At 62.5% G+C, this 23997-nt stretch carries 24 protein-coding genes and 1 tRNA gene; 18 read left to right on the top strand and 7 right to left on the bottom strand.

The window, feature by feature from the left end:
- The first annotated feature begins 37 nt into the window (after positions 1 to 37).
- From VLJ37_05435 to VLJ37_05425, 3 genes are all read left to right on the top strand, one after another.
- The gene (locus VLJ37_05435; GenBank protein ID HSA59110.1) at positions 38 to 940 is read left to right on the top strand and encodes a YhjD/YihY/BrkB family envelope integrity protein; all 903 of its coding nucleotides are present in this window, start codon (positions 38 to 40) and stop codon (positions 938 to 940) included.
- Between the two features lie 95 nt (positions 941 to 1035).
- Positions 1036 to 1485 (top strand): CBS domain-containing protein, encoded by a 450-nt coding sequence (locus tag VLJ37_05430; protein ID HSA59109.1) that lies wholly within the window; start codon positions 1036 to 1038, stop codon positions 1483 to 1485.
- Between the two features lie 50 nt (positions 1486 to 1535).
- Complete coding sequence (locus VLJ37_05425; protein HSA59108.1) at positions 1536 to 2423, top strand: serine protease; 888 nt, start codon at positions 1536 to 1538, stop codon at positions 2421 to 2423.
- On the opposite strand, the gene VLJ37_05420 is transcribed toward VLJ37_05425, so the two are convergent.
- On the bottom strand, positions 2411 to 2776 hold the full coding sequence (locus VLJ37_05420; GenBank protein HSA59107.1) for a hypothetical protein: 366 nt from the start codon (positions 2774 to 2776) through the stop codon (positions 2411 to 2413). The genes VLJ37_05425 and VLJ37_05420 overlap by 13 nt on opposite strands.
- A complete protein-coding gene (locus VLJ37_05415) occupies positions 2777 to 3166 on the bottom strand; it encodes a DUF1232 domain-containing protein (protein HSA59106.1) in 390 nt (129 codons plus the stop codon).
- A gap of 45 nt (positions 3167 to 3211) precedes the next feature.
- Here VLJ37_05415 and VLJ37_05410 point away from each other — a divergent pair, with 45 nt between their 5' ends.
- Genes VLJ37_05410 through VLJ37_05390 form a run of 5 tightly spaced genes read left to right on the top strand, consistent with a single transcriptional unit; the run spans position 3212 to position 8324 of the window.
- The gene (locus VLJ37_05410) at positions 3212 to 5758 is read left to right on the top strand and encodes a cation-translocating P-type ATPase (protein ID HSA59105.1); all 2547 of its coding nucleotides are present in this window, start codon (positions 3212 to 3214) and stop codon (positions 5756 to 5758) included.
- A gap of 37 nt (positions 5759 to 5795) precedes the next feature.
- Positions 5796 to 6218: a hypothetical protein gene (locus VLJ37_05405; GenBank protein ID HSA59104.1), complete on the top strand. Its 423-nt coding sequence runs from the start codon at positions 5796 to 5798 to the stop codon at positions 6216 to 6218.
- A 31-nt stretch (positions 6219 to 6249) separates the two neighbouring features.
- Positions 6250 to 6678, top strand: coding sequence for a hypothetical protein (locus tag VLJ37_05400; GenBank protein HSA59103.1), 429 nt, complete (start codon positions 6250 to 6252; stop codon positions 6676 to 6678).
- 13 nt (positions 6679 to 6691) lie between these two features.
- Positions 6692 to 7111 (top strand): hypothetical protein, encoded by a 420-nt coding sequence (locus VLJ37_05395; protein ID HSA59102.1) that lies wholly within the window; start codon positions 6692 to 6694, stop codon positions 7109 to 7111.
- 4 nt (positions 7112 to 7115) lie between these two features.
- Entirely contained in the window at positions 7116 to 8324 is a 1209-nt protein-coding gene (locus tag VLJ37_05390; protein HSA59101.1) for an MFS transporter, read from the top strand.
- Here VLJ37_05390 and VLJ37_05385 read toward each other — a convergent pair.
- Positions 8277 to 9203 carry a universal stress protein gene (locus VLJ37_05385; protein HSA59100.1) on the bottom strand — a complete coding sequence of 309 codons (927 nt, stop codon included), beginning with the start codon at positions 9201 to 9203 and terminating at the stop codon, positions 8277 to 8279. The genes VLJ37_05390 and VLJ37_05385 overlap by 48 nt on opposite strands.
- A 51-nt stretch (positions 9204 to 9254) precedes the next feature.
- Between VLJ37_05385 and VLJ37_05380 the strand changes: the two genes are divergently transcribed.
- The 6 genes from VLJ37_05380 (at position 9255) to VLJ37_05355 (ending at position 16594) form a co-directional block, all read left to right on the top strand.
- The gene (locus VLJ37_05380) at positions 9255 to 10682 is read left to right on the top strand and encodes a hypothetical protein (protein ID HSA59099.1); all 1428 of its coding nucleotides are present in this window, start codon (positions 9255 to 9257) and stop codon (positions 10680 to 10682) included.
- Positions 10679 to 12172: a thymidine phosphorylase family protein gene (locus VLJ37_05375; GenBank protein HSA59098.1), complete on the top strand. Its 1494-nt coding sequence runs from the start codon at positions 10679 to 10681 to the stop codon at positions 12170 to 12172. The genes VLJ37_05380 and VLJ37_05375 overlap by 4 nt, the downstream gene beginning before the upstream one ends.
- Before the next feature lie 120 nt (positions 12173 to 12292).
- The gene (locus VLJ37_05370; GenBank protein ID HSA59097.1) at positions 12293 to 13444 is read left to right on the top strand and encodes a hypothetical protein; all 1152 of its coding nucleotides are present in this window, start codon (positions 12293 to 12295) and stop codon (positions 13442 to 13444) included.
- Positions 13441 to 15672, top strand: coding sequence for a hypothetical protein (locus VLJ37_05365; protein ID HSA59096.1), 2232 nt, complete (start codon positions 13441 to 13443; stop codon positions 15670 to 15672). The genes VLJ37_05370 and VLJ37_05365 overlap by 4 nt, the downstream gene beginning before the upstream one ends.
- Complete coding sequence (locus VLJ37_05360; GenBank protein ID HSA59095.1) at positions 15669 to 16070, top strand: CBS domain-containing protein; 402 nt, start codon at positions 15669 to 15671, stop codon at positions 16068 to 16070. Before VLJ37_05365 ends, VLJ37_05360 begins: the two co-directional genes overlap by 4 nt.
- A 134-nt stretch (positions 16071 to 16204) precedes the next feature.
- A complete protein-coding gene (locus VLJ37_05355; GenBank protein ID HSA59094.1) occupies positions 16205 to 16594 on the top strand; it encodes an endonuclease domain-containing protein in 390 nt (129 codons plus the stop codon).
- Positions 16595 to 17029: 435 nt separating this feature from the next.
- On the opposite strand, the gene VLJ37_05350 is transcribed toward VLJ37_05355, so the two are convergent.
- From VLJ37_05350 to VLJ37_05340, 3 genes are read right to left on the bottom strand one after another with little or no spacing between them, the layout of a single operon-like run.
- On the bottom strand, positions 17030 to 17947 hold the full coding sequence (locus VLJ37_05350; protein HSA59093.1) for an arginine deiminase-related protein: 918 nt from the start codon (positions 17945 to 17947) through the stop codon (positions 17030 to 17032).
- Positions 17926 to 18762, bottom strand: a complete 837-nt coding sequence (locus VLJ37_05345; protein HSA59092.1) for an arginine N-succinyltransferase — start codon at positions 18760 to 18762, stop codon at positions 17926 to 17928. The genes VLJ37_05350 and VLJ37_05345 overlap by 22 nt, the downstream gene beginning before the upstream one ends.
- Positions 18763 to 18780: 18 nt before the next feature.
- Positions 18781 to 20100 carry a M20/M25/M40 family metallo-hydrolase gene (locus VLJ37_05340; protein HSA59091.1) on the bottom strand — a complete coding sequence of 440 codons (1320 nt, stop codon included), beginning with the start codon at positions 20098 to 20100 and terminating at the stop codon, positions 18781 to 18783.
- 45 nt (positions 20101 to 20145) lie between these two features.
- Here VLJ37_05340 and VLJ37_05335 point away from each other — a divergent pair, with 45 nt between their 5' ends.
- Positions 20146 to 20634 (top strand): NYN domain-containing protein, encoded by a 489-nt coding sequence (locus VLJ37_05335; GenBank protein HSA59090.1) that lies wholly within the window; start codon positions 20146 to 20148, stop codon positions 20632 to 20634.
- Between the two features lie 113 nt (positions 20635 to 20747).
- Here the strand turns inward: VLJ37_05335 and VLJ37_05330 are convergent.
- A tRNA-Pro gene (locus tag VLJ37_05330) sits at positions 20748 to 20821 on the bottom strand.
- 109 nt (positions 20822 to 20930) lie between these two features.
- Here VLJ37_05330 and priA point away from each other — a divergent pair.
- From priA to VLJ37_05315, 3 genes are all read left to right on the top strand, one after another.
- On the top strand, positions 20931 to 22931 hold the full coding sequence (priA, locus tag VLJ37_05325; protein ID HSA59089.1) for a primosomal protein N': 2001 nt from the start codon (positions 20931 to 20933) through the stop codon (positions 22929 to 22931).
- A 9-nt stretch (positions 22932 to 22940) separates the two neighbouring features.
- Positions 22941 to 23510, top strand: coding sequence for a peptide deformylase (gene def / locus VLJ37_05320; GenBank protein HSA59088.1), 570 nt, complete (start codon positions 22941 to 22943; stop codon positions 23508 to 23510).
- A 4-nt stretch (positions 23511 to 23514) separates the two neighbouring features.
- Positions 23515 to 23997 (top strand): methionyl-tRNA formyltransferase (locus VLJ37_05315; GenBank protein HSA59087.1); only part of this gene is annotated, 483 nt, incomplete at its 3' end.

Raw genomic sequence — 23997 nt, 5'->3', positions numbered from 1 at the left:
CTCGCGGCCGGCGCGGTGATATGGTATGAAGGCCGTCATGCACCTCGCAACGCGAGGCCCCTCCGGAGTGACGGCCTCAACCCGCAAGGCCCTCGCCGTCGCGAAGAGCCTCAAAGGCCGTTGGGACGCCCACGCGCGGAAGGATTTCACGAACAAATCGGCGAGCCTTTCGTTCTACACCATCATCTCGATCGTGCCGCTCGTCCTGGTCCTCACCACCCTCCTGGGCCATGTCGTCCCTCAAAAGGTGCTCGTCCATGAGATGATGGAGATGATCGAGCAGTTCTTCCCCATCCAGAGCCCCGTCGTCCTGAAAAGCCTCGAATCACTTTTCATCAAGCGCCGGACGTTCGGCTGGTTCGGCGTCGTGACCCTCCTTCTGTCCTCCCGGCTCATCTACTTGAACCTGGAACACATCGTGAACGACCTCCTTGAGACGGGCCGGCGGCGAAACTACCTCCTCCGGCGCCTGTTCTTTCTCGTGTGGCTGACCGGCTCCATGCTCGTCCTCCTGACGCCGCTCCTCTTGGGCGCCGTCCGCCGGACGCTGGCCGCCTTCGATGTCTTCCTCCCTTCGGCCCTGGCCTCCCGCGGCGTCTTTCTCTTTTCGGCCTTCTTCATGTTTTTTTGCGCGGCCCTCATCCTGCCGACCCGCCGCGTTCCCGTGAGGCGCATGCTCGTCGGAGGCATCGTCTTCGCGTGCGCCCTCGTCGCGGGCCAAGTCGCCTTCAAGTCGCTCACGGAACGGAGCTTCGCCCAGTACAACCTCCTGTACGGCTCGCTCGCCTCCCTCATGCTGGGCGCCCTGTGGATCTTCTATTTCTACCAGATGTTCCTGATGCTGATTTACTGGACGGGCAAGAAACACAGCGGCGCTGAAGCTCCCAAGCCGGCGATTCGCGCCGATTACGCGGAGACCAAGCTCCCGATTCGGCGTTAGGCGGCCCGAGAGCGGTCGAGGCATGACGAAGGTCATGTCGCTCTTTGGCGTTCCGGGCTATTTTGAAAACGATTTCGAACCGCGAGGGACTCTTCATGAAGGTCAAAGATTGGATGACCAAGAAGGTGTTTTCGATTCCACCGACGGCTTCGGTGCGGCGGGCCTTCGGCCTGATGAAGACCCGCGACATCCGTCACCTGCCCGTGGTCAGGCGAGGCCAACTCGTTGGCATCGTCACCGACCGGGATCTCCGCAGGCCCAAGATTTCCGACGTCTTCCGGGAGTGGGACCGCCTGTACCGCTTGGGGGAGGACATCGCGGTCGAGGACGTCATGACCTCTCCCGTCCTGACCGTCAGGCCGGAGACGGACCTTCTGACGGCCGCTTCGATCCTGGTGGAAAAGAAGATCGGCATCCTGCCCGTCGTCGCCGGCAAGGGGAAGGTGGTCGGCGTGATCGCAAACCGTGACATCCTAAAGGCGCTCGTCCGCGAACTCTCCGGCCGGGAGCTGCAAGACCGAAAAGACGCCGTTCTGCCGGCGTAAGCCTTCTTGTCGCACTCGTGGTATAAAGGAAAGTCGACCCGGAGACCTTCATGTTCGTTCAGGCGATCGAAAAAGCCGCGCGGTTCGTCCGGCCCATCCACATCATCACCCGCAATTACGGCTCCCAGACCGTTGTACCCTCCACGGCCACTCTCTTCTTCCTTAACGCCGACGGCTGGGCACTCACCTGCCGCCACGTCTCGGACCTGGTCGCCAACGCCGACCGCGTCAACCGCCGCTACCGCCAGTTTCAAAGAGAGGCGCACGATCTGATCGTCCGCAAGCGCCGGGCGGCCGTCCGGGAGCTGGAGAAAAAATACGGGTACTCGGAGCGGATCACGGTCGAGATCCGGAACACGTTCGTCAACTGCGCGGACGGAAAGCTCGACGTCAAGATCATCCCCCATGAAAAACTCGACCTGGCCCTGATCAAGTTCTCCAACAGCCGCCTGCACTGCGAGCAATTCCCCGTCTTTCCCGCGGGCACATCCGCGCTCAAGCCGGGACTCATGGTCTGCCGCCTGGGCTACCCGTTCCCCGATTTTACGAACTTTCGTTACAATGACGAGAGAGACGCGATCGAATGGACGCAGGAAGGGCAGGTTCACACGCCTCTCTTTCCGATCGAAGGCATGGTGACCCGGCTGATTCTGCAGGGGGGCAACGGCCACGAAACCGTCTCGGGCTTTGAGCTCAGCACGCCGGGTCTACGCGGCCAGAGCGGCGGTCCGGTCTTCGACACCGAAGGCAAGGTCTGGGGCGTCCAGTTCGCCACGGGCCATCTCTACTTGGGATTCGACATCCATCAAGAGGTCTTGAAGATGGGCAAGACCGTGACGGTCTCGGACAACGCCTTTTTGCACGTGGGGCGGTGCCTCCACGTGGACCGGGTCAAGGATTTCCTCAGAGCGAACGGGGTCGCGTTTCAGGAGGGGTGACCGGATCGCGGACGACGGGTCTTTATCGTTCTGGACCTTATCCGCTTTTGAATCCACGCCGTGATGGAGTAGATCAACGCCGCGCAGGAGAGGATCATGACGATCAGCGCGATCACCGTGTAGGGACTCTCGCGAATGTCATAAAAGTTGGGGCTCGGGATTCCCAAGGCGGGAAAGACGTTCTCGACGATATAACAGGCCGGCAGGGTGACGATGCAGACACCGATTCCCCGCAAAACCAGCCATGCGCCCGGGGGCGCGGGGCTGAAAAGATCCCAGAGGCTCACGACCGCCGCGATGACCGTATAGAGGGAGGCGACGACAAGCGCCAAGCGGAAGGACCGGGGCTTCAATCACTCCACCCTTTCCGCCCGGACGGGTATGGTCTTCTCCCACAGGAGGAACTTGCTGAGATCCGTTTGAATGGACGCCAGGACCCAGCCGACGAACAAGGCGTCATCAGCCAGGCCGACGATCAAAAAGTCGGGAATGAGATCGAACGGGTTCACGAAATAGATCAGCGCGGCCAGGGCGGCGACGAGGCTCCTCCACGGGACGTCGCTGTATTGTCCTCCCGCCCACGCGCGCACCATCCGGGCGAGCGCCTTGAGGTTCGACCAGAGGCTCCGAATCCTACCCTTGTTGGCGTCGGCCTTCACCGTCGCCTCGTAAAGGAGGGAATTCAACACCTTCTTGTCCTTCAGGGCGGCCTGGGCCTTTGATTTCAAGAGTTCGTTGATCATTCGATGGCAGCATACCGCCTTCCGTGGTAACACTCAACCCCGCGCGTGAGAGATATTTTCGAACAGGGTCTGTCCGAGAACGAGGCCGCCGAGCGTTTCAAAAACGAAGGCCCGAACGAGATACCCACTTCCAAACGGCGCGGTCTCGTCTCCATCGCCCTCGAGGTGGCCGGCGAGCCGATGATCCTCCTCCTCCTGACCGCCTCCGCCGTCTATTTTTCCCTGGGCGACATCAAAGAAGCCCTCATGTTGGCGGTCTCCGTCCTCCTCGTTCTCGCGATCACTTTCTACCAAGAGCACAAGACCGAACGGGCCCTGGAGGCCCTGCGCGACCTCTCCAGCCCGCGGGCGCTCGTCGTGCGCGGCGGCCAATCGCGACGGATTCCCGGACGAGAGGTCGTGCGAGGCGACCTCGTCCTCCTCAAGGAGGGAGACCGCGTTCCCGCGGACGGGATCCTCGTCACTTCCACCCACATGGCCGTCGACGAGTCGCTCTTGACCGGCGAGTCCATCCCCGTGCGTAAGCGGATGGCCGACGCCGGCGCCCCGACGCCGCTCGAGGCGCGGCCCGGCGGGGATGACCTTCCCTTCGTCTTTTCGGGATCCCTGGTCGTTCAAGGCCAGGGCGCGGCCCGCGCCACGGCCACTGGAATCCGCACCGAGATGGGAAAGATCGGAAAGATCCTTCAATCCGTGAAACCCGAGAAAACGCGGCTCCAACGGGAGACCGGGCGCCTGGTCAGGATCTTCGCCACCCTGGGCCTCGGGCTCTGCGCGTTGACCGCCGTTCTTTACGGTTATTCGCGTTCCAGCGCGGTCGATGGCCTCTTGGTCGGCATCACGATGGCGATGTCGATGATTCCGGAGGAAATCCCCGTCGTCCTCACGGTCTTTCTGGCCCTCGGGGCCTGGCGCATGTCGGCCCGGAACGTCCTGACCCGCCGCATCGCCGCCATCGAGACCCTCGGCGCTGCCACCGTCCTCTGCGTCGACAAGACCGGCACCCTCACGCAGAACCGCATGACGGTGGAGCTGCTCCACGCGAACGGGGAGTTTCACGACGCGGCCCAGGACACGGCGACCGCCCTGGCGGAAACGTTCCACGAGTTGGGGGAATTCGCGCTCCTGGCGAGCCAGCGCGATCCGTTCGACCCCATGGAAAAAGCCATCCAGGAGCTCGCGACCCGTTACCTGGCCGGCACCGAACACATCCATCGCGACTGGACGCTCATCCGTGAATACCCTCTCACACCGGCCCTCCTGGCCCTCTCGCACGTCTGGCGATCGCCGGGAGGGTCGGATTTCGTCATTGCTGCGAAAGGCGCGCCGGAGGCCGTCTTGGACCTCTGCCATCTCGATCCAAAGGAAGAGTCTTTCCTGGCGAAGAAGGTTCAGGAGATGGCCGGGCGGGGCCTGAGGGTCCTGGCCGTCGCCAAGGCCTACTTTCGAAAACCCTCCTTGCCCGAGATCCAGCACGATTTCGACTTCCGGCCCGTCGGTCTTCTGGGCTTCGCCGATCCGATCCGCCCTTCGGTGCCCGGGGCCATCCGGGAATGCGCGGATGCCGGCCTTCGCGTCGTCATGATCACGGGCGACTACGCCGGCACCGCAAGCCATATCGCGGATGCGATCGGCCTCGACGCCACCGGCGGCATCGTGAGCGGTCCCGAACTGGAGCAAATGTCCGAGCACGATCTCCGCGAACGCGCCCGCGGAACGAACGTCTACGCCCGCACGGTGCCCGAGCAAAAGCTCCGCCTGGTCGAGGCCCTCAAATCGAACGGCGAGACGGTGGCCATGACGGGAGACGGCGTGAACGACGCCCCGGCGCTGAAATCCGCCCACATCGGAGTCGCCATGGGAGGCCGCGGGACCGACGTCGCGCGCGAGGCTTCCTCGATCGTCCTGATCGACGACGACTTTTCCTCCATCGTCGCCGCCGTGCGGATGGGCCGCCGGATCTTCGACAACCTGAAGAAGGCGGTCGCCTACATCCTCTCCATCCATGTTCCCATCGCCGGGCTGGCCCTCCTGCCGGTCCTCCTTGGCTGGCCCTTGATCTTCTTTCCGGCGCATATCGTCTTTCTGGAACTCATCATCGACCCGGCCTGCTCGATCGTTTTCGAATCCGAACCGGAGGAGAAGGACATCATGCGCCGCCCTCCGCGCGATCGCGAATCGCCGCTCTTCGGACGCCGTCTCTTCGCCCTGAGCGCCCTCCAAGGCCTTGGCGTTCTCGGAGTCTGTTTCGGCGTTTACGTTTGGGGGCGGTCGCTCGGACAGCCGGCGGAGACCCTCCGCGCCACCACATTCACGACGCTCGTCGCCGCGAACCTGGGCCTGATCCTCACGAACCGGTCTTGGAAGAGCACGATCTGGGCCACGCTCCGCTCACCCAACCGTGCCTTGTGGCTCGTCTTTGCCGGAGCGGCGGCCGTGTTGGCGGCGGTCCTGACGATTCCCGTCCTGAGGGATCTCTTTTACTTCGCGCCCCTGACCGTCCGCCGCGCCCTCCTCTGCGTCGCGGCCGGTTTTTCCAGCGTGCTTTGGTTCGAGTTCCTGAAAGCCATGGGAAAAACCGGACGGACATGATATCCATCATGGCCATTCGGCACACGGGAGGCCTATGATGAAAAACGTGAAGGCAATAAGCCTGACTCTTGCCGCCGCCTTGCTTTTCGGCGGGGCCTTGACCGCGTCGCCCCCCGAACCCCGGATCAAGGATCCGGAGGTTTACATCCCCCTCCGCGAAGAAATGACGCGCCTGGAGATGCGGTTCGTGGACATCCAACTCCTATCGGCCTCCGACAAGGTGGACTTCAGGGTGGTCCTCAAGGCCCTGGACGAAATGGAGGCGGCCGGGAACAAAATCCGCAAGGTGATGCCCGACGGGGGGCTCCAAGACGCTCTCAAACAACTCTCCTCCCAGATCGACGGCCTCCAGCGCGATTCCCGCCGCCGCGACCGCGCGGCGCTCAAGGGGGACCTTGACCGCCTTTTCGAGACCTGTTTCAAATGCCACCAGACGCACGCGCCGATGATGATGAAGTAGTCGATGAAAGGGATGACGCAAGGAGAACGAAATGAAACGGAACCTGTTCATGTTTGCCATCGCCGCCTTGCTGGCCGCCGGCGTCGCCTCGGCCGCGGAACGCCCCTACAAGCCTCATTCGAAGTTGAACGACCCCCAGCTCGTTCTTCAGCTTCGCCAACAGATGACCCAGCTTGAGAGCGGCTTCGTGGAGATCGAGAACAACATCACCGCGGGCGGCGTCGACTATGACAAAATAACGGCTTTGGCCGACCAGATGGACGCGGTCCGGCGCACGATCCAGAAGGTCGTTCCCAACAAGGATTGGGAGCCCATGCTCAAAGGACTCAACTCCCAACTCCAGAGAATCCGGAAATACTCCGCTCGCCAGGACCCCTTGACTCTCCGCAAGGAGATCGACGCGCTGTACGACTCGTGTTTCCGTTGTCACGCGGCCAACGCCCCCCGCCGCTACGACTGAGAGGAAGACCGCCATGCGAATCTCCTCCGTCTTGCTGCTTGCCATCGCGCTCTCCTGCGCCGGATTTTCCATCCGCGCCGGCGAACTGACCCCCCAGCAGCTTCAGTTGATGGACCAGATGCGGGGTCTCATGAAGTCCTTCCAGCAGCTCGAAGTGGAACTCGCTCCGAAGACGCCTCGCTACGACGAAGTGATCAGGATCTTGGATGAAATGGCGGCACGGGCGGAGACGGTCAAGTCCCTCAAAGACAGGGGACATCCCTCCAGGGACATGAAGAGATTGAGCTCCGATATCGTGGATTTCAAGCGGGAGGCGGCCCGGAAGAGTTCCTCCGGTGTGGAAGACGGAATGAACCGGCTCTCCGAGAACTGCTTCCGCTGCCACCTCTCGCATTCCTCCCCGGAAGCCGCCACGAAGAACTCGAGCCTCTGATCTCATGTCCCGGCGGATTCCCCGCAACGTCCTCCTCCTGGGCCTTTTGAGCCTCTTCAACGACGTCACGGCTGACGTCATCACGCCGCTGCTTCCGGCTTATCTCGCGACGATGGGATTGGGGGCGAGCTTTTTGGGGGTGATGGAAGGGCTCGCGAGTTCCATCTCCAACATGACGATGCTCTTTTCCGGCTGGTATGCGGACCGCCGGGGCAAGGGCAAGGCGCTCACGATCGGGGGTTACGCCCTCTGCACCTTTGCGCGGCTCTTCTACGCCCTTCCTCTTCCGGAGGTCACGCTCTCCGTCCGCATTCTCGATCGCTTCGGCAAGGGCATCCGCACCGCGCCGCGCGACCAGCTATTGACGGAGTCGATGGAAAAATCCCGCTGGGGGGAGGCCTTCGGCATTCAGCGCATGATGGACCACACGGGTTCGCTCATCGGCCCCCTCGCCGCGACGGCGATTCTGGCGGCGTTTTCCATCAAGCTCCCGACCCTATTTCTCGTCGCCAGCATTCCCGCGATCCTCTCGGTTTTGATCATACCGCGTTTCATCAAAACGGTGCCCGCGCAGGCGCCGCCGTCCTCCTCCGGGCTTTCCTGGAAAAGGCTTCCGCGCGCGATGAAGATCTACGTGGCCCTCATGTTCCTCTCCGCGCTCACGACGCCATCCGAGCTCTTTCTCATCATGAAGATGAAGGATCTGGGTCTCGCCCCCTACCAAATGCCGATGGCATGGTTCGCGATGACGATCTCGACGCTCGTCGCGACCTACGTGGGAGGCCGCCTGTCGGACGCCTGGAGCCGGCGGCGGACGATCGCCCTGGGGTGGATTCTCTTTTCGGTGATTTACGCGGGATTCGCCTTCAATGGAAGCCTTCCCATCGCCTGGGGACTCATCGCGGCTTACGGGTTTCATACGGGGCTGATCGAGCCCGCCGAACGGGCCTACCCGGCCACCGTGGCCACGAGCGAAGTCCGGGCGACGACCCTGGGTTGGTATTACTTCGCCTACGGCATGGGTCTCCTGCCGGCCTCGCTGCTCTTCGGTCTCATCTGGGACCACGTGAACTCCCGATTCGCGTTTCTGTTGAACGCGGGGCTGACCGTGGTGACCACGATGCTTCTGACACTTCTTCCGAGCGACCGGCCGCGCCCGAAGCCGTCACCGGACGGCGTTCCAGATCCAGACGGGAACCCGGGACCATCGTAGAACGTCGCGTGCCACGCTGCCCAGAAGACCGGCTCGGAGACGGCTGCTCTGGGCGGCAAGCGCGATCATGTCCACATGGTCGGAGTCCGCCGCCTTCAGAACGATGTCGGACACGCGTCGGGGAGCGACCTCGACTCGCGGCAAGGCCTTGACCCCCGCCGACTTGGCGATCTTCAAGAACGCCCCGATCTTCCGCAGACCCGTTTCGCGAAGATCCGCCAGATACTCGTCGATCGTCAAGGCGCGGGATCCGGCGAGGAGAAGGCCGTAGGTCGTGGCCCAATGCCGGGGCGTCTCGACGGCGTGCAGCACCTCGACGGACGCGCCCGTCGCCGCGGCGAAACGGCACAAGAAGGCGAATGCCTTGCGCGAAGCGGGGCTCAGGTCGGTCGCGAAGAGGATCTTCCGGATCTTGCCGGCGACCCGGGCGCGGGGGTTCAGGAAAACGAGCGGCGTCCGGGAGAACGCCAGGAGGGATTCCGCATAGCTGCCCAGGACGAATCGCGTCCAGCCCGACCGCGCATGCGTTCCGACGGCGACGGCATCCGCCTTTTCACGGGCGGCATGCACCGCGAGCGCCTTCGACGCGGCGGCGAGGCCCGGAGAGGACTCGATGATCACGCGGGCGGGACGGAGCGGCAACCCTTTCACCTTGGAGAGATATTTCTTCAGGCTTTGCTCCGCCACCTGACGGTACCGCTCCTGCAAGGGAACGCTGAACTCGAGCGCGATTTGCAGCTCCATCGGACTCGAGACATAGACCGGCGTGACCGTGCGAGGCTTTCCTCCCAAGGATTTCAGGAAGAGCTCCCCTTTTCGCCGGATCTCGCTCCCATCCTGAAAGGGATTCACGCCCCAAAGAATCTTCAACTGTGCCATAGCCGGACCTCCAGTAATGTGGCACATTAGCCAGAAATTTCGACTAGTTCCATGACGAATATCAGTTCTTCAAGACTTCATATCAGCGACTCCGGTTGGCGGGCCGTCACCGCGGAAGGTTTCACCGTCGCCCGGCTTTCGGCGGTCGTTTCCGCCCTGGCGGGCCTCTTACCCCCGCGGCGGGCGATCGTCGGCTTCGACAACCGGTTTCTCTCGAAGGAGTTCGGCCATCATGTCGCCGCGCTCTTGGAGACGCTGGGCTGGTCGGTCGATCTGATCCCGGAGATGTTTCCAACGCCCGGCGTCGCGACACTGGCGCGCGACACCCCGTACGATTTCGGGTTGGTCGTCACCGCCAGCCACAATCCGTACTACTACAACGGCCTCAAGGTCCTCGACGCCTCCGGGGCCCTGATCGGGCGGGATCTGGCCGATCGGATTGAGAAACGCGCGAATGAGATCTTGGAAGGGAGAATACACCCCGAAGGGGGCTTTTCACGAGATTCGCCCTTACACTTTGACCTTCATCGCCGCTTTGCCGGACTCGCGGACGTCGAGGCCCTTCGCCGGCGTTACATCGATTCGATCCTCAAACACGTCGATGCCGCCAAGATCCGGGCGGCCGGCCTCTCCGTCGCCTGGGACGCCTTCGCCGGGACGGTCACGCCGCTCTTTCCGCTCTTTCTCGATTCGCTGGGCGTCCGACAGACCGGCGTTCCCATGGCGATGGAACCCACCTTCGGACGGCGGCGTCTGGAACCCGACGCGACCTCCCTCACGGAACTGGGCGCCCTCGTCCCAAGATCAGGCGCGATCGCGGGGCTTGCGACCGACGTGGACGGCGACCGGTTTTCGGCGATGGATCACGCCGGCCTCTACGTCCAAAACAATCCCCTGGGCACATTGATGGCTTGGTACCTGCTGGCCATTCGCGGCGAGCGCGGGACGGTGTCTCAAACGGTGAGCTGTTCGGAGCTCACACGGCGGGTTTGCGCGGACTTCGGCGTTCCCTTGAGGATCGAGCCCGTGGGCTTCATGAGCATGGGCCGCCACATGGTGGAAGACCCAAATCCTCTGATCGGCTTCGAAGAAACGGGCGGGATGGCGTACGGCCCTCACCTTCCCTTCAAAGACGGTCTCATGGCGCACGGTCTGGTCCTGGAAATGCTGGCAACGACGGGAAGAACGATTCCGGAGTTGATCGCGGACCTGGGACGGCGGTACGGACATTTTCATTATCATCGCGTCGATCTGAAACTGCCTTCCCGGGAGGAGGCTGAAAAATGGCTCGATCCCCTCCTGTGGGAACGGGCCGTGGGCGAAGCGGTCTTGGAGACATCGACGTTGGACGGGGTGAAGTGGTCCTTTCGTTCGGGCTGGATCCTGATCCGGCGCTCCAAGACCGAACCTCTCTTGAGGATTTATGGCGAATCGACGGACGAGACGTTCATCGACCGGATGAAAAAGGCGGCTTCATGACGGCAACCCTTCGCGTCCGCAAGGTGGGCATCGACACCTACCGCGAGAACATCGTCTACATGCCGGTCGGCTGCGAGATCTGCAAGAGCCTGGGCTTCGCCGCCCTCTCCAAGATCGAGATCCGTTACGGCAAGAAGTCGATCCTGGCCACCCTCAACATGACCGAAAACAACATGATCCACGAGGGCGAGATCGGCTTCTCCATCACCGCTTTCCGCCGACTGGGGGCCCCGGAAGGGGCGGAGGTCTCGCTCGCCCACCCCAACCCTCTGCATTCTACCGACTTCGTCCGCAAAAAGCTCGACGGTCGGGTCTTGAGCCGCTGCGAGATCCTGGGCATCGTCCGCGACGTCGCCGCCTACCGCTACTCGAACATCGAACTGACCGCCTTCGTCGTCGCCTGCGCCCAAAAGCGGCTGACGGAGAACGAGATCGTATGGCTCACCGAGGCGATGATCGCGACCGGCGAGACCATCCGCTGGAAACTGCCGATCGTCCTCGACAAGCACTGCATCGGCGGCATCCCGGGCAACCGCACCACGATGATCATCGTTCCCATCGTGGCAGCCTTCGGAATTCCGATTCCCAAGACCTCCTCGCGTGCGATCACCTCGCCCGCGGGCACGGCCGACACCATGGAGCAAATCACGAACGTCCGCCTCTCCCTGAAAGACATGAAGAGGATCGTGTCGCAGGAGAAGGCGTGCATCGCGTGGGGCGGCGCCCTTCACCTGGCGCCCGTCGACGATATCATCATTTCGGTGGAACGCCCGCTCTCCCTGGATTCCGAAGGTCAGATGATCGCCTCGATCCTCTCCAAGAAAAGGGCGGCGGGATCGACCCACGTCCTCCTCGACATCCCCGTCGGTCCCACGGCCAAGGTCCGTTCCAAGGCCCACGCCCTCCGTCTCAAGCGACTCTTCGAGCGCGTCGGGCGACGGATCGGCCTCAAGGTGCGCGTGGTCTTTACGGACGGGGGCCAGCCCGTCGGCCGCGGCATCGGCCCGGTCTTGGAGGCCCAGGACGTGATGAAGGTCCTCGAGGGGCGCGATGACGCCCCCGCCGACCTGAGGGAGAAATCGATTGCACTCGCGGGCGAGCTCTTGGAATTCGCGGACAAGATCGCCAAAGGCCGAGGCGCCGCGGCCGCGCGCGGCATCCTCGACTCCGGCCACGCGCTCAAAAAGTTCCTGGCGATCGCGACCAAGCAGGGAACGCTGAAGCCCTGGGCCAAGGCCTCCCACAAGGCGACGATCGGCAGTCCCGCCTCCGGCCGCATCGCGTCCCTGCACAACCTCAAGCTGGCGCGGGTCGCCAAACTCGCCGGCGCCCCCACCGACCCGGCCGCCGGCGTTTACCTGCACGCCAAGACGGGCGACGCGGTCAAAAAGGGCGCACCGCTCTACACGATCTTTGCGGAGAACGAGCAGGAGCTATCGTTCGCACGACGGTACGTGGGAGAAAATGAGGATGTGGTGGTGGTGCGCTGAGACGAAACAGACGCGACCTTCTTGCGGTCTTCGAACGAGGTTCCGGATGACTCGGCGGTGGACTTTTGGTATGAGCAAGGCCATGTTTCTTCGGAGGAGATTCCCATAATCGCATTCACCATGAAGACAACCTTATTTCTCTCTGTCTTTTCGTTCCTTTCGCTGATCCTGACGCCCGCCGCGCGCGCAGAGCAAGCCTCGACCGAAGAACTCAAGCCGATGATGAATCAGAACTTCGCCACGATCTTGGAACTTCAAGAAATCGCGGCCTCGCCCGAGAGTTTTCGCAAGGCCGCCAATTACGCCAAGATCGTGGCGCTCATCGACCGGCTGGAGGGCATCGCGCACGTCATGCCGGAGGTGACCGGCGCGACGCGTCCGGGACTCTCCGCCGTGGCCTCGGTCTACTCCGAATACCTGGCCGACTTGAAAGAGGCGGCAAAATCCGGGAATCCCGTCTACCTGAGGAACCGCATCCGCACGGCGACCGGGTTCTGCTTCGAGTGCCACACGAGTTCCGCGACCGGCAAGACGTTCCGGGACGGCGGCCGCCGACTGGACGCCTTGAAGCTCACGCCCTTCCAGAAGGCGGAATTCCTCGCCGCCACCCGCCAGTTCGACAAGGCCATTTCCCTTTATCAGGACATTCTCGCCAAGGAGCCTTCGGTGGCCGCGCGGTCGACGGAACTGCCGCACGCCGTGAGGAATGCCCTGACGATCGCGGTCCGAGTGAAGCAGGACCCCAAGCTCGCTCAGGAGATCCTGGATCGCGTCCACGCAAGGAAGGATCTCTCCGGCTTTTTCCGCGGACAGATTGAGGCCTGGAAAAAGGACGTGGGCGAATGGAAGAGGGAAAAGAGCCTCGACCCGTCGGCCCCCGCCGTTTCGTGGCTTGAGAAGGCCCGGCGGCTCGTGGACCGCGCTCAGACCCTCCAGACCTACCAGGCGGACCACGCCGGGGACGTGAGTTATCTCCGCGCCGTTTCGTTTGCCCAGGAAACCCTCGCGCGGCCGACCACGCCGGAACAGAAGGCCGAGGCCTTGCGGATCCTGGGCGTCTCCCACTCGGTTCTCGAGGATCCCCTCCTTTGGAACCTGGACGAATACTACCTGGAGGCGTGCGTCACCGGCCTGCCGCACTCCGAGACCGCCAAGAAGTGCTTCGACCGCTGGCTGCAGGAAACGACCTTCGGCTTCTCGGGAAGCCAGGGTCTGGATCTGCCCCCCGACATGCCGGCGAGGATCGACCGCCTGCGGGAGCTCGCTGAATGAGAAGCCCCTCGCTCCAGGCCCTCGAAGGCATCGAAGCCGTGAAGGGAACGGCCGAGGCCTGGGAGGGGACCGTTTTCGAGCTGCCGAAGGATTATTCAAGTCTCCTGGAAATCCTGCACAACAAGGACGCCCGCGCCACGCGCGCCTTTCACGTGGCCGTCGACGACCCTTCCGAACTCGCCCCGTTCACGTCGCAGGACATTCCCCTCATCGCCTCGGGCTCGGCCCAAGAGGCGTCCGACATGGCCGCCGTGGCCTCGCTTCTGGCGCGGGACACCGGCCGCCCGGTCCTCCATTTTTTCGACCGCCGCTGGGTGGGACGCGAGTTCGCCAAGATCGACGTCCTGGCGCGGGAGGACTGGGGCGCATCCGCCGAAATCCGAAAGCCCCCCCAGGAAACCGCCGCCGAGGCTTTCGAACGCCTGTGCGCGCGTCTGAAGGCGATCACCGGCCGCTCCTATGGCGCCTACGAATATACCGGCCCCGCCGAACCCTCGCGGATCGCGGCGACTCTGGGGCAAGACGCCGGCCCGGACGCGGAAACCGGCGTCGTCCGCGTCCGCCTGTGGCGGCCGTTCGACGGCCGCCGTTTCTTGGATTCCTTTCCATCAACGGTCCGGAGCCTGGCGGCGACCAAGGTCCTGCAGGCGGACGTCCTCGCGGCGATTCACCAAGGCATCGTCGGCGGCTGGTCGTGGTTCACGACCCTCCCCCCCATCACGGATTTGTCCCCCTCATCCCCGTCCCCGGAAGACGTTTTCGAAGCGATTCTCCGGGACGGCGGGTCGGGGGGCGAGGCGCAAACCGCCGTCCGTGAACTGCTCAAAAACATATCCTCCCGATCCCCTTCGTACTTTCAGTGCTACACGATCACGGAGGGCGGAACGACCGGGATCCACCTGCGCCTTTCCCGGAACCCCATCCGGCGTCACGGTCCCGTCCTCCGGCCGTCGCTGACGATCTCTCTCGCGGGGCCTCTTCTCACGGCCTCGGGACCGGACTTACGGGAACGTTCGTTGGACTTGCGCGACATCGCCCGGCGCGCCGGACTGGGAGACGTCGTCAGCCCCATCCTCACCGCAAGCCTGCTGTCCCTGCTCGATTCCGAGACCTGGCTGGGGCTTCCGGCGGAGGGGGCCTTCGAGACCGTTTCGGAGGCCGTCCAGGACCGCTGGGGGGAATTCAGCGGCGAAATCGTCGACGCCCACCGGCGGGCGATGGACCTCGCTCGCCGCGAGATAACGCTTTCGTCCCCGCGGCCGGCCCCGGTCCTTCCGCTCCACGCCGGAGAGGGGAACTTCCCCGCCCGTCCTTCCGCCGGCGCGACCGACGTGAGGACCGCCTACATGGGGTTCCGCCTCGGGTCTCCGTTCATCGCGTGCGTCTCGGAAGAAGCCCCCCGGCAAGACCTGGCGGCGGCACCCATCGGCGCCTTGTTCTTCGGCCCGATCTCGGAGGAGGAGCTCGACCGCGAGGCTTGGAAGACGTTCTTGGCCTTGAACCGCGGCGAGCCTGAACCGGGCTTCGAGGCCCGGCCTCCGCTCGAACGTCATCTGGAGCTCCTGCGAGGTTGGAAATCCGCCGTCGAAACGCCGGTGATCGCCGGCATCGAGGCCGTTTCGGAAAAGAACTGGCTGGCGCTCGCCTTCGCCGTCGAACAGGCCGGGGCGGACGCCATCGAGTTGTTTCTGAAGTCGTCCGAGGAAGGCGGATCCGCCGACCCCTTGCGAATCATCCAGCTCGTGAGCGCCGCCGTCCGCATTCCCGTCGCCGCACGCATCACGCCCGGCCTCTGTCCTTTTCTGAAGGAGGAATTCGGCTCCCTGTCCCAGGCCGGACTCAAGGCCCTGGTGTTGTTCCGAACGCCGCAGGGGCCGGTCCCCCACCCGGATTCGCTCGAGAGGAGGGACGAGGTCCTTCTTCCGGGCCATCAGATTTTCCGTCTCGCCCTCCCCGTGTTGGGGACGCTCCCTCGCGAAGGAATCGATTTGGGAGCGGCGGGACCCGTCTCGGCCTCCGGGGACGTCCTTGGCGCCCTGCTCTCGGGCGTCAGCGCCGTTTACGTCACTCCCGAGGCGGACAACCTCCGGCGCCTGCAGGAGGTCCTCAAGGCCTGGATGGAGTCCAAGGGCTTCGGTTCCGTCAAGGAGGCCGGCGATTTTTTCGCGCGTGATCGACGGCGCCCGTCCGGAGAAGAATCACGAAACGTTCAAAGGAGCGGATCATGAAGATCAAGGACTGGATGACCCCCAAGGTCGTCACCGTCACCCCCGGCACCTCCGTCAAGGAGGCCTTCAAAATCATGAAGAAGAACGGTTTTCGCCACTTGCCGGTGGTGGTTGGCGAAAAACTGGTTGGTTTCGTGACCGACCGGGACCTGCGCCGTCCCGACATCGCGGATGTCTTCAGGGAATGGAACGACCTCTACCGGTTGAGCGACGATCTGCACGTGGAGGACGTGATGATTACGAAGGTCTACAAAGTCTCGCCGGACGATGATCTCAGGAAGACCGCCGCCCTGGTGATCGAAAAGCACATCGGCGCCCTGCCCGTCTGCGACGGCGACAAGATGGTCGGGATCATCACGGTGTTCGATTTTCTGCGGGCGCTGGTGCAAGAAAAGTAGGGGGAGGGCGCCCTTGTTCCACCTCCCCCCTACCCCTCCTTAGCAAGGAGGGGAGACCGAGTAGGTCGAGTGACGCAACCGCAGCCCCATTCTTATCCGATGATCTTTATCGCCTCCCAGCATGGGGAGGCTCTATGCCACGCACACTCCGAGGCGATCCAAATAAACTCGAGCTCAAGAGACAACTCAGAGTGGCAATGACGACTGCTGAGCGAATGCTTTGGTCGAAGCTACGAGCAAAACAATTCTTAGGTCTGAAGTTTCGTAGACAGCACGGCATTGGACCATTCGTTGTCGATTTCTTCTGTCCTGAGAAGAGGCTCGTCGTCGAAGTTGATGGAGATGTGCATGACGAAATTAATCAAATAGCTCACGATCGAGCCCGCGAAGAATATTTGCGATGCCTATCCTTGGATGTGGTCAGATATCAAAACAACGCTGTTTTGAACCACTTGAACTCCGTCCTTACCCATCTCGCGAATCTAGTTTGCGACTCCGAGACCATCGTAGAAAAAATCCGCTGAACGCGGCACTCAACTTTCTGAGCCAAGCTACAATTTCCTTGGATGACCAAAGATCACTGAATCTCTTGTCAAAGTATGTCTTCTGGAAATGGAAGACTCCATTTCGATCCCTCCTCAAAAGTTCAACATGGTCAGAAGAACTTAGTAGATAATCAACCTTGTCATCACTGAGTTGCAATTCCCTCCAGCCCTCGATGACCACATACATCCCCGCATACCAATATGACATATATAGGAATGCGTCGATCTGCGCTCCTTGATCAGTCTTAAATTGACCCTCCGCTTTTCGAATAACTTCATCAAAATGAACTCTCATCCTATCCATCCAAATGAAATATCTGTGCAGAGTGTGCAGCTCGTTGTCAGTGGCCATATTTCAAACGCTCCAACTCCTACTTATCAATAAGGGACGACCGAGTGATAGCCCCCTCCTTGTTAAGGAGGGGGTTGGGGGAGGTTCCCCAAGTCCCCGATCATGCACTTGACCGCCCCGCCGCCCTTTTTCAAAAACTCGGAAACGTCGATCGCCACCGGCGTCACGCCCCGTTCCCGGACCTGACCCAGGAGCGAATCGCTCACGCCCTCGGGCATGAGAAGTTTCAACCCGTCCCGCGTCTCCACCTGGAACGAATTCGCCGCGTAGTGAAATCCGTCCCGGGACGATAAGACGATCAGGTTTTCCTTGAAGAGATGCCGGCAGCGTTCGCGGTCGGCCTCGGAGACGCCTTCCAGGTACGCCAGCAGGAATTCCCGGTTCGGACCGAAGGAGCAGAAGACCGTGTCGCCGTGGTAGTGCGACTCCTCGATCAACTCGAAATCCACGATCTCCGTCCCCGTGGGGAGAAAGGCCTTGAGCTCGTCCATGGCGTGCCGCTCGGTGCGGAAGCCGTAGACGCGCATCCAGGGCGGGATCGCGAAGCGCGGCTTGAAGCGCTGGTTCTTCACGGCCCCGTAGGTGAAGAGGTAACGAGAACCGACGGGAAAGAACTCCGCCTCGCCCTCGAAGCGATGCCGCATCCGGACGGTCTTGAGGCCCAATCCCTTGAGAAAGGCCTCATAGACCGGCCTCTCCCCCGACCGCGTCGGCAGGAGATTCGAGAGGACGAACGTATCCCCCAGGCGGACGCCGAAGTTGGCGGGATAGACCAGTCCCGGGTTCTCATGCGAGGCGGGAATCACGTGAACACGGACACCCAGGGAAACGAGGAGGCTGCGCAAGCCTTGCCACTGCTCGATCGCCTTCGCGAGGTTGACGTATTTCTTCCGCCCCCACCACGTCCGGGTGAAGGGATTGGCGCCTCCGGCGATGTGGAATTCGCCGGGATCGCCCATCAGGACGGAGTGAACATCCATTTGATCTCTCTCTGCTCGAACAGAAAATCCTCGGCGACGCCGTAGGTCACGTCCCTCTTCTTGACGCCGTAGTGAGGCCCGCCGTCGAAGGGATCGATCTGGTGCAGGTATTGGAATCCCACGGACTTGAGCAGCTTCACCGCGCCTTCCGACTCCGGACCCGCCAGGCCGATCGACATCTGAGCCTCTTCCGACAAGGAACTCAAGAGGATCGGACCGCGCGGAAAGACCGATAGGACGAATCGCTTGTCGCGCCGGGATTTCTCATCCGCCTCCCGGTATCCCATGCCCGTCAAACGCCGGCCCAGCGACTCCCAGAGATGCGACTTGCCGTCCGCCGTAAACGGGGGCAGAAATTCCGCCAGGAGATCCTCCTTAAAGAGATTGGGATTCCGTTTGATGTAAAGAAGACGGATCAGGGAAAGGCCTTTGCCGAGCTTTTCGGGCCTGCCGCGGTAATCGGGATGCAGAATAAGCCCTCCCAATTCCGTCCGTCCTTCCGTGTCCGACTGAAAACTCAACGTCCCCTTCTCCTCGTCGATCTGGAAATAGAGATGGGGGGATTCGGGGTCCCCGTGTCTCGCGACGATGAGAGAGGCCCCCACCACGCGCCTCTGCGCCATGTCCTCCAGGACGAAAAGGTAGCGCCCCCGGTCGGGGTCCTTCAGGGCGCCGCGGAATGCCTGCTCCGAAAGGGCGATGAGCCGGCCCATCTCCTCGGGACGCTCGGGCAGCGTCAGAAAGCCCCGGGCCGAAAGCGAGTTGGCGAGCTCGACCAATGCTTCAGCGTCCAACAGACGGGCGGGGCGGATCATGAAGGACATGACAAAATACTAGCAGAACCGGCGGAGAAACGCCGTGTAGAATTCGACGGCCTTCTTCAGCTGGGAAATCTCGTTGTGTTCGTTGGGGGCGTGGATGTTGCCGACCGCCCGGCCGGGGCCGGTGATCACCGCCTGCGCCCCCATGTCGTGGAAGATCGCGCCTTCGGTATTACCCGACTTGACGACGAAGGCGCGAGCGAGCCCGCAGGCCTCCTGCGCGTCCCCCACCCGCCGGACGATTTCCGAATCCGGAGGCGTGTTGAGAGGCCGGTTGGAGCGGATCTCCTCGACGGCCGCCCCGGGCACGCTCGCGCCGATCTTCTCAAATATGGAAAACAAGGCCTCCGAGTCCGTCTCGGGGATCAGGCGGTAGTCGAATTCAATCTCGACGGTTCCATCGGCGTGCGTGCGGATGACGCCGATGTTACCGGTCGTATGCGGGGGGTCGAAGGAGGGATTCCGGTGCGTCGCGAGAAAGAGGCGCGCCCGGTCAATGGCGTCGATAAAGGACTTGAGGAATCGGACGCGGGGCCCCGGTCCCTCGGATGCCACGTAGGACAGACGGCACGAGTCGGGCACGATATTGTGGGCGACGCCTCCGTCGATCTCGGTCGCCTCGACGTTCCACTCGGCCATGAGCCAGCGGATCGCCTTCTCCACGGCGTTCTCCCCCAAATGAGGCATGGAGCCGTGGGCGGCGCGTCCGTGGAAATGTCTTGTTTGTGGGGGTGCAAGGCCCTGCGCCCCTTCACTCCGAAAAACGGCCCTCATGTACAAAATCCCCTTGTGCGCCACGACCGCCTTGAGTTCGCAGGGCTCGCCGATCAGGGCAAACTTGGGCTTCATAAGCGCGCCGTCGAGCAGGAGACGGGCCCCCGCCAGGGACCGCTCCTCGCCGAAGGTCCCGACGAGGACGACGGGAACCGTGACGTTCTGCAACCCCACCTGTTCGATCGCCAGGAGCTTGCAAAGAAAGTCGAGCTTCGTGTCGGCGCTCCCCAATCCGTAGATTTTGTCCCCCTGGATCGTCGCCCGGTAGGGATCGCCCCCCGTCTCCGTCCAGAGACTCCTGTCACCGGCGGGCACGGTGTCCAGGTGGGTCACCATCGCCAGGCCTTGAGGACAGAGATCCGGCGCCCCCTCCGCCTGGGTATGCGCGATCAGGTTCAGGTCGGCCGCGGGGCCGTTGTCCGGACTCTGAAAGAAGACGCGAAAACCCAGAGCCCTGCAGTAAGGGACGAGGTGTTCGACCAACCTCCGCGTCCCCGCGGAACCCGCCGTGTTGATGGCGATGATCTTTTTGCATTCTTCAATGAGGTCGAACAGCATAGGGTTGCGTCAAAACCCATTTTACAGGATGTTCGGCGAAATTCCATGGCAACGAAAATCCTCATCGACGGTTATAACTTCCTCTGGCAGGACCGCATTTTTCGCGACGAAGCGATCCGCGGCCACGACAAGGGCCGCGAGGCGGTTTTGGATTGGCTGGCCAGGCGCCCTCAGCTCCAGAACTTCGACGTGACCGTCGTCTTCGATGCCTACAAGGCGGGCTCGTGGACCGCCAAGGAGCACGTCGACCGGGGCATGCGCGTCGTCTTCACCGCGGATGGACAGAGCGCGGATGATTGGATTCGGGCGGCGGCCTCGGAATGGGGGCCTTCGGCGATCGTCGTGTCGTCCGATCAGGAGGTCATGCGCAGTGCGGAAAAGAAGGGCTGCGGGATCCTCAGCTCGCGCGAATTTCAGATCGCCCTGGAGCGGCCCGAGGATTTCGAACAGGACCCCTCACGGCGCTTTGCCAAGGGCAAGCGCAAGGCCTTGAACCGGCTTCTCAAGGGCGTTCTTTCCGAGGACGAGCCTTGAATTCATCAATAATATCAACTTGTTTCAGATGATTTTTTGTCGGGGCGACAGGATCTGACACCAACGGGCGTCTGTGCTGCTTCGCTGACCATCGACGTCCTTTGCGTCCTCGGTCGGGGCGACTGGATTTGAACCAGCGACCTCTTGCTCCCGAAGCAAGCGCTCTACCAGGCTGAGCTACGCCCCGACGGAAGACACAAACGGCGGTGGAAACCTGATTTCTACAGAATCAAGCACCTGAAAACAAATATTTTCCTCAGAGGGGCGCAGGGTGTAGGGCTGGAAACGTGACGCAAATGCTGATCGAAGTCGTCCTGCCTCTGGCCATGCGCCACACCCTGACCTATCGCGTCCCGTCTCACCTGGCCGGGGAGGCCCGCCCCGGATGCCTGGTCCGCGTGCCCTTGGGACGCAAACATGCGGTGGGCTGCATCCTCAGGGAAACCCCACACGCGGAAAAATCCCTCAAGATCAAGGAAATCGACGCCGTCCTCCGGCCCCTCCTCTCCCAAAAGGAACTCAAGCTCCTCGAATGGGCCGCAGCCTACTACCTGACGCCGATCGGCGAGGTCTTGCGGCATCTCGCGCCTCCCGATCTCTTCGAGACGAGGGCCAAGGCGCGCGAGACCAAGGCCCGAAAAAAGGTCCCTCACGCGGCTTCGTTTGACACGCCCACTCTGCCGTCGTTGAACGCCGAACAGGAGGCCGCCTTAAGAACAGTTTTGGAGGGACTCGCCAGGCCGGTCCGTCCCTTCCTGCTTCACGGCATCACCGGCAGCGGCAAGACGGAGGTCTACCTTCGCGCCGCCCAGAGCGTCTTGGAGACCGGCGGCCAGGTGCTCGTGCTGGTGCCGGAGATCGGCCTGACGCCCCAGGTCGTGGGACGTTTCCGGGCGTTGGGGAAAAATCCCGGCGACGTCGCCGTCTCCCACAGCGGCCTCACGCGGTCCCAGCGCTACGAGGTTTGGAAAGGCGCGCGCGAGGGACGGCACCGCATTGTCGTCGCAACGCGGTCGGGCGTCTTCCTGCCGATGCCCCGCCTGCGATTGATCGTCGTCGATGAAGAGCACGACTCGTCGTACAAACAGGAGGAGCGCTTCTGCTACCACGCCCGCGATCTGGCCCTTTGGCGCGCGGCGCACGAAAACCTCCTCGCCATTTTGGGTTCGGCCACGCCGTCCCTCGAAGCTCTTCAACGCTGCGCCCAGGGCAAAATGACGTGCCTGCGCCTCGCCGCCCGTCCTCTGGGAGCAAAGCTTCCCGAGGTAAGGATCGTCGACCTCCGCCGCGAAAAGGACAGGCATCCCGTTTTCTCGTCGGAGCTCCTGCAAGAGCTCGAAGCCGCCCTCAAGCGAAAGGAGCAAGCGCTGCTCTTCGTCAATCGCCGCGGCTACGCCCCCTTCGTGATGTGTCCCGAATGCGGCCGGGTGCCGGAATGCGGACGGTGCGATATCTCCCTCACGTTTCACAAAAATCCCGCGCGTCTCGAATGCCACTATTGCGAATCCTCAAGGCCCTACGATCCCGTCTGCCCCGCCTGCGGCAAGGCGACCTTATCGCTCCGGGGTTTCGGCACCGAAAAGGTCGCCTCCGAGGTCCAACGCCTCTTTCCGGGCGCCCGCGTGGCGCGGATGGACCGCGACACGGCCGGCGCGGCCGGCGGCCTGGACATTCTGGAGAAAATGAAAAGGCGCGAGATCGACGTCTTGGTCGGCACTCAGATGATCACCAAAGGGCACGACTACCCGCATCTCACGCTCGCCGGGATCCTGGACGCCGATGTCGGCCTGCATCTCCCCGACTTCCGTGCGGCCGAGCGAACTTACCAAATCCTGACGCAGGTGGCGGGCCGCGCGGGGCGCGCCGAACGGCCGGGGACCGTGCTCATCCAAACCTATCAACCGCAACACGAAAGTCTGATCGCCGCCGTCTCGTACGACGGGCTGGAGTTTTGCCGGACGGAGTTGGGGCATCGACGCGAGGCCGGGTATCCCCCTTTTCTGCGTTTGGTGGAAATCCGGCTGTCGGGATCCAACGCCGGAACGGTGAGAAAGACCTCGGAAGCCCTGGCCTTGCGGGCGGGGCGCGCCTTGAAAACGGACGAATCCCTGCTCGGCCCGGCGCCCCGCCCCGTGGAAACCGTACGCGGCAAGTCTCGATGGAGGGTGCTGGTGAAAACGGCCCAGTACGCCCGCCTCCAACCCAAATTGGCCGCCATCCTTGACGATTTCGCGGAGAATGACTTACCCTCGACGGTGAAGATGCTGGTGAACGTCGACCCGGTCGATATGATGTAGGAAATCAAAATGATTCTGGAAATTGTAAAATATCCCGATCCGGTTCTGAGAAAGGTGGCCAAACCGGTCGAGAAGGTCGACGCCGAGATCCAAAGGTTCATCGACGACATGTACGAGACCATGTACGCCGCGCCGGGCGTGGGTTTGGCCGCACCCCAGGTCGCCGTCTCGAAGCGAATTCTCGTCATCGACGTCGGCCTTTTGGAAAAAGACGATCAGGGGCGCGAAACGCACAAGCCGGACCCGAAGGCGATCATCAATCCCATCATCACCATTCAGGAGGGCAAGATCCTCTGGGACGAGGGCTGCCTCTCGCTTCCCCAGCTCGTCGTTCCGATGGAGCGCTCGAAGAAGATCGTGGTGGAAGGCTTGGGCCGCGACGGAAAAAAGGTGAAATACCCGGGAGAAGACCTGCTCGCCGTCGCCTTCCAGCACGAGATCGACCATCTGGACGGCAAGCTCATCTTCGACAAAATCTCCCGGCTCAAGCAGGACCTTTACAAGAAGAAACTCGAGCGGCATGAGCGCTACCAACAAGAAGAAATCGAACACGGCTCCGGCCCCACTTACGTAGGGTAATGACATGAACATCGTCTTCATGGGTTCCCCCGCAATCGCCGTTCCCTCCCTGAAGGCGATTCTGGCGTCGAACCACAAGGTCGCCGGAGTCGTCAGCCAGCCGGACAAGCCGGCCGGACGCGGCCGCGACTTGACCCCGCCGCCGGTCGCGGCCTTCGCCAAGGAGCACGGGCTGCCCCTTTTTCAGCCGGACAAAATCCGGAGCAACGCGGAATTTCTGGAACAACTGACGCGTCTGAAGCCGGACGTCATCGCCATCGTCGCCTACGGCAAGATCCTGCCCAAGGAGATCCTCAACCTGCCGCCGCACGGCTGCGTCAACGTCCATTTCTCGCTTCTTCCGAAATACCGCGGCGCCGCCCCGCTCCAGTGGGCCCTCATCAACGGGGACGAGGAAACGGGCGTCGCCGTCTTCCGGCTGAACGAGGGCGTGGATACCGGCCCGGTCTTTGTCCAGAGAAAGGTCATGATCCACGACGAGGACAAC

The sequence above is a fragment of the bacterium genome (assembly GCA_035454885.1).
Lineage (GTDB): Bacteria > UBA10199 > UBA10199 > JACPAL01.
Note: the sequence above shows the minus strand (reverse complement) of the source record. Positions and strands in the feature narration are given on the sequence as shown.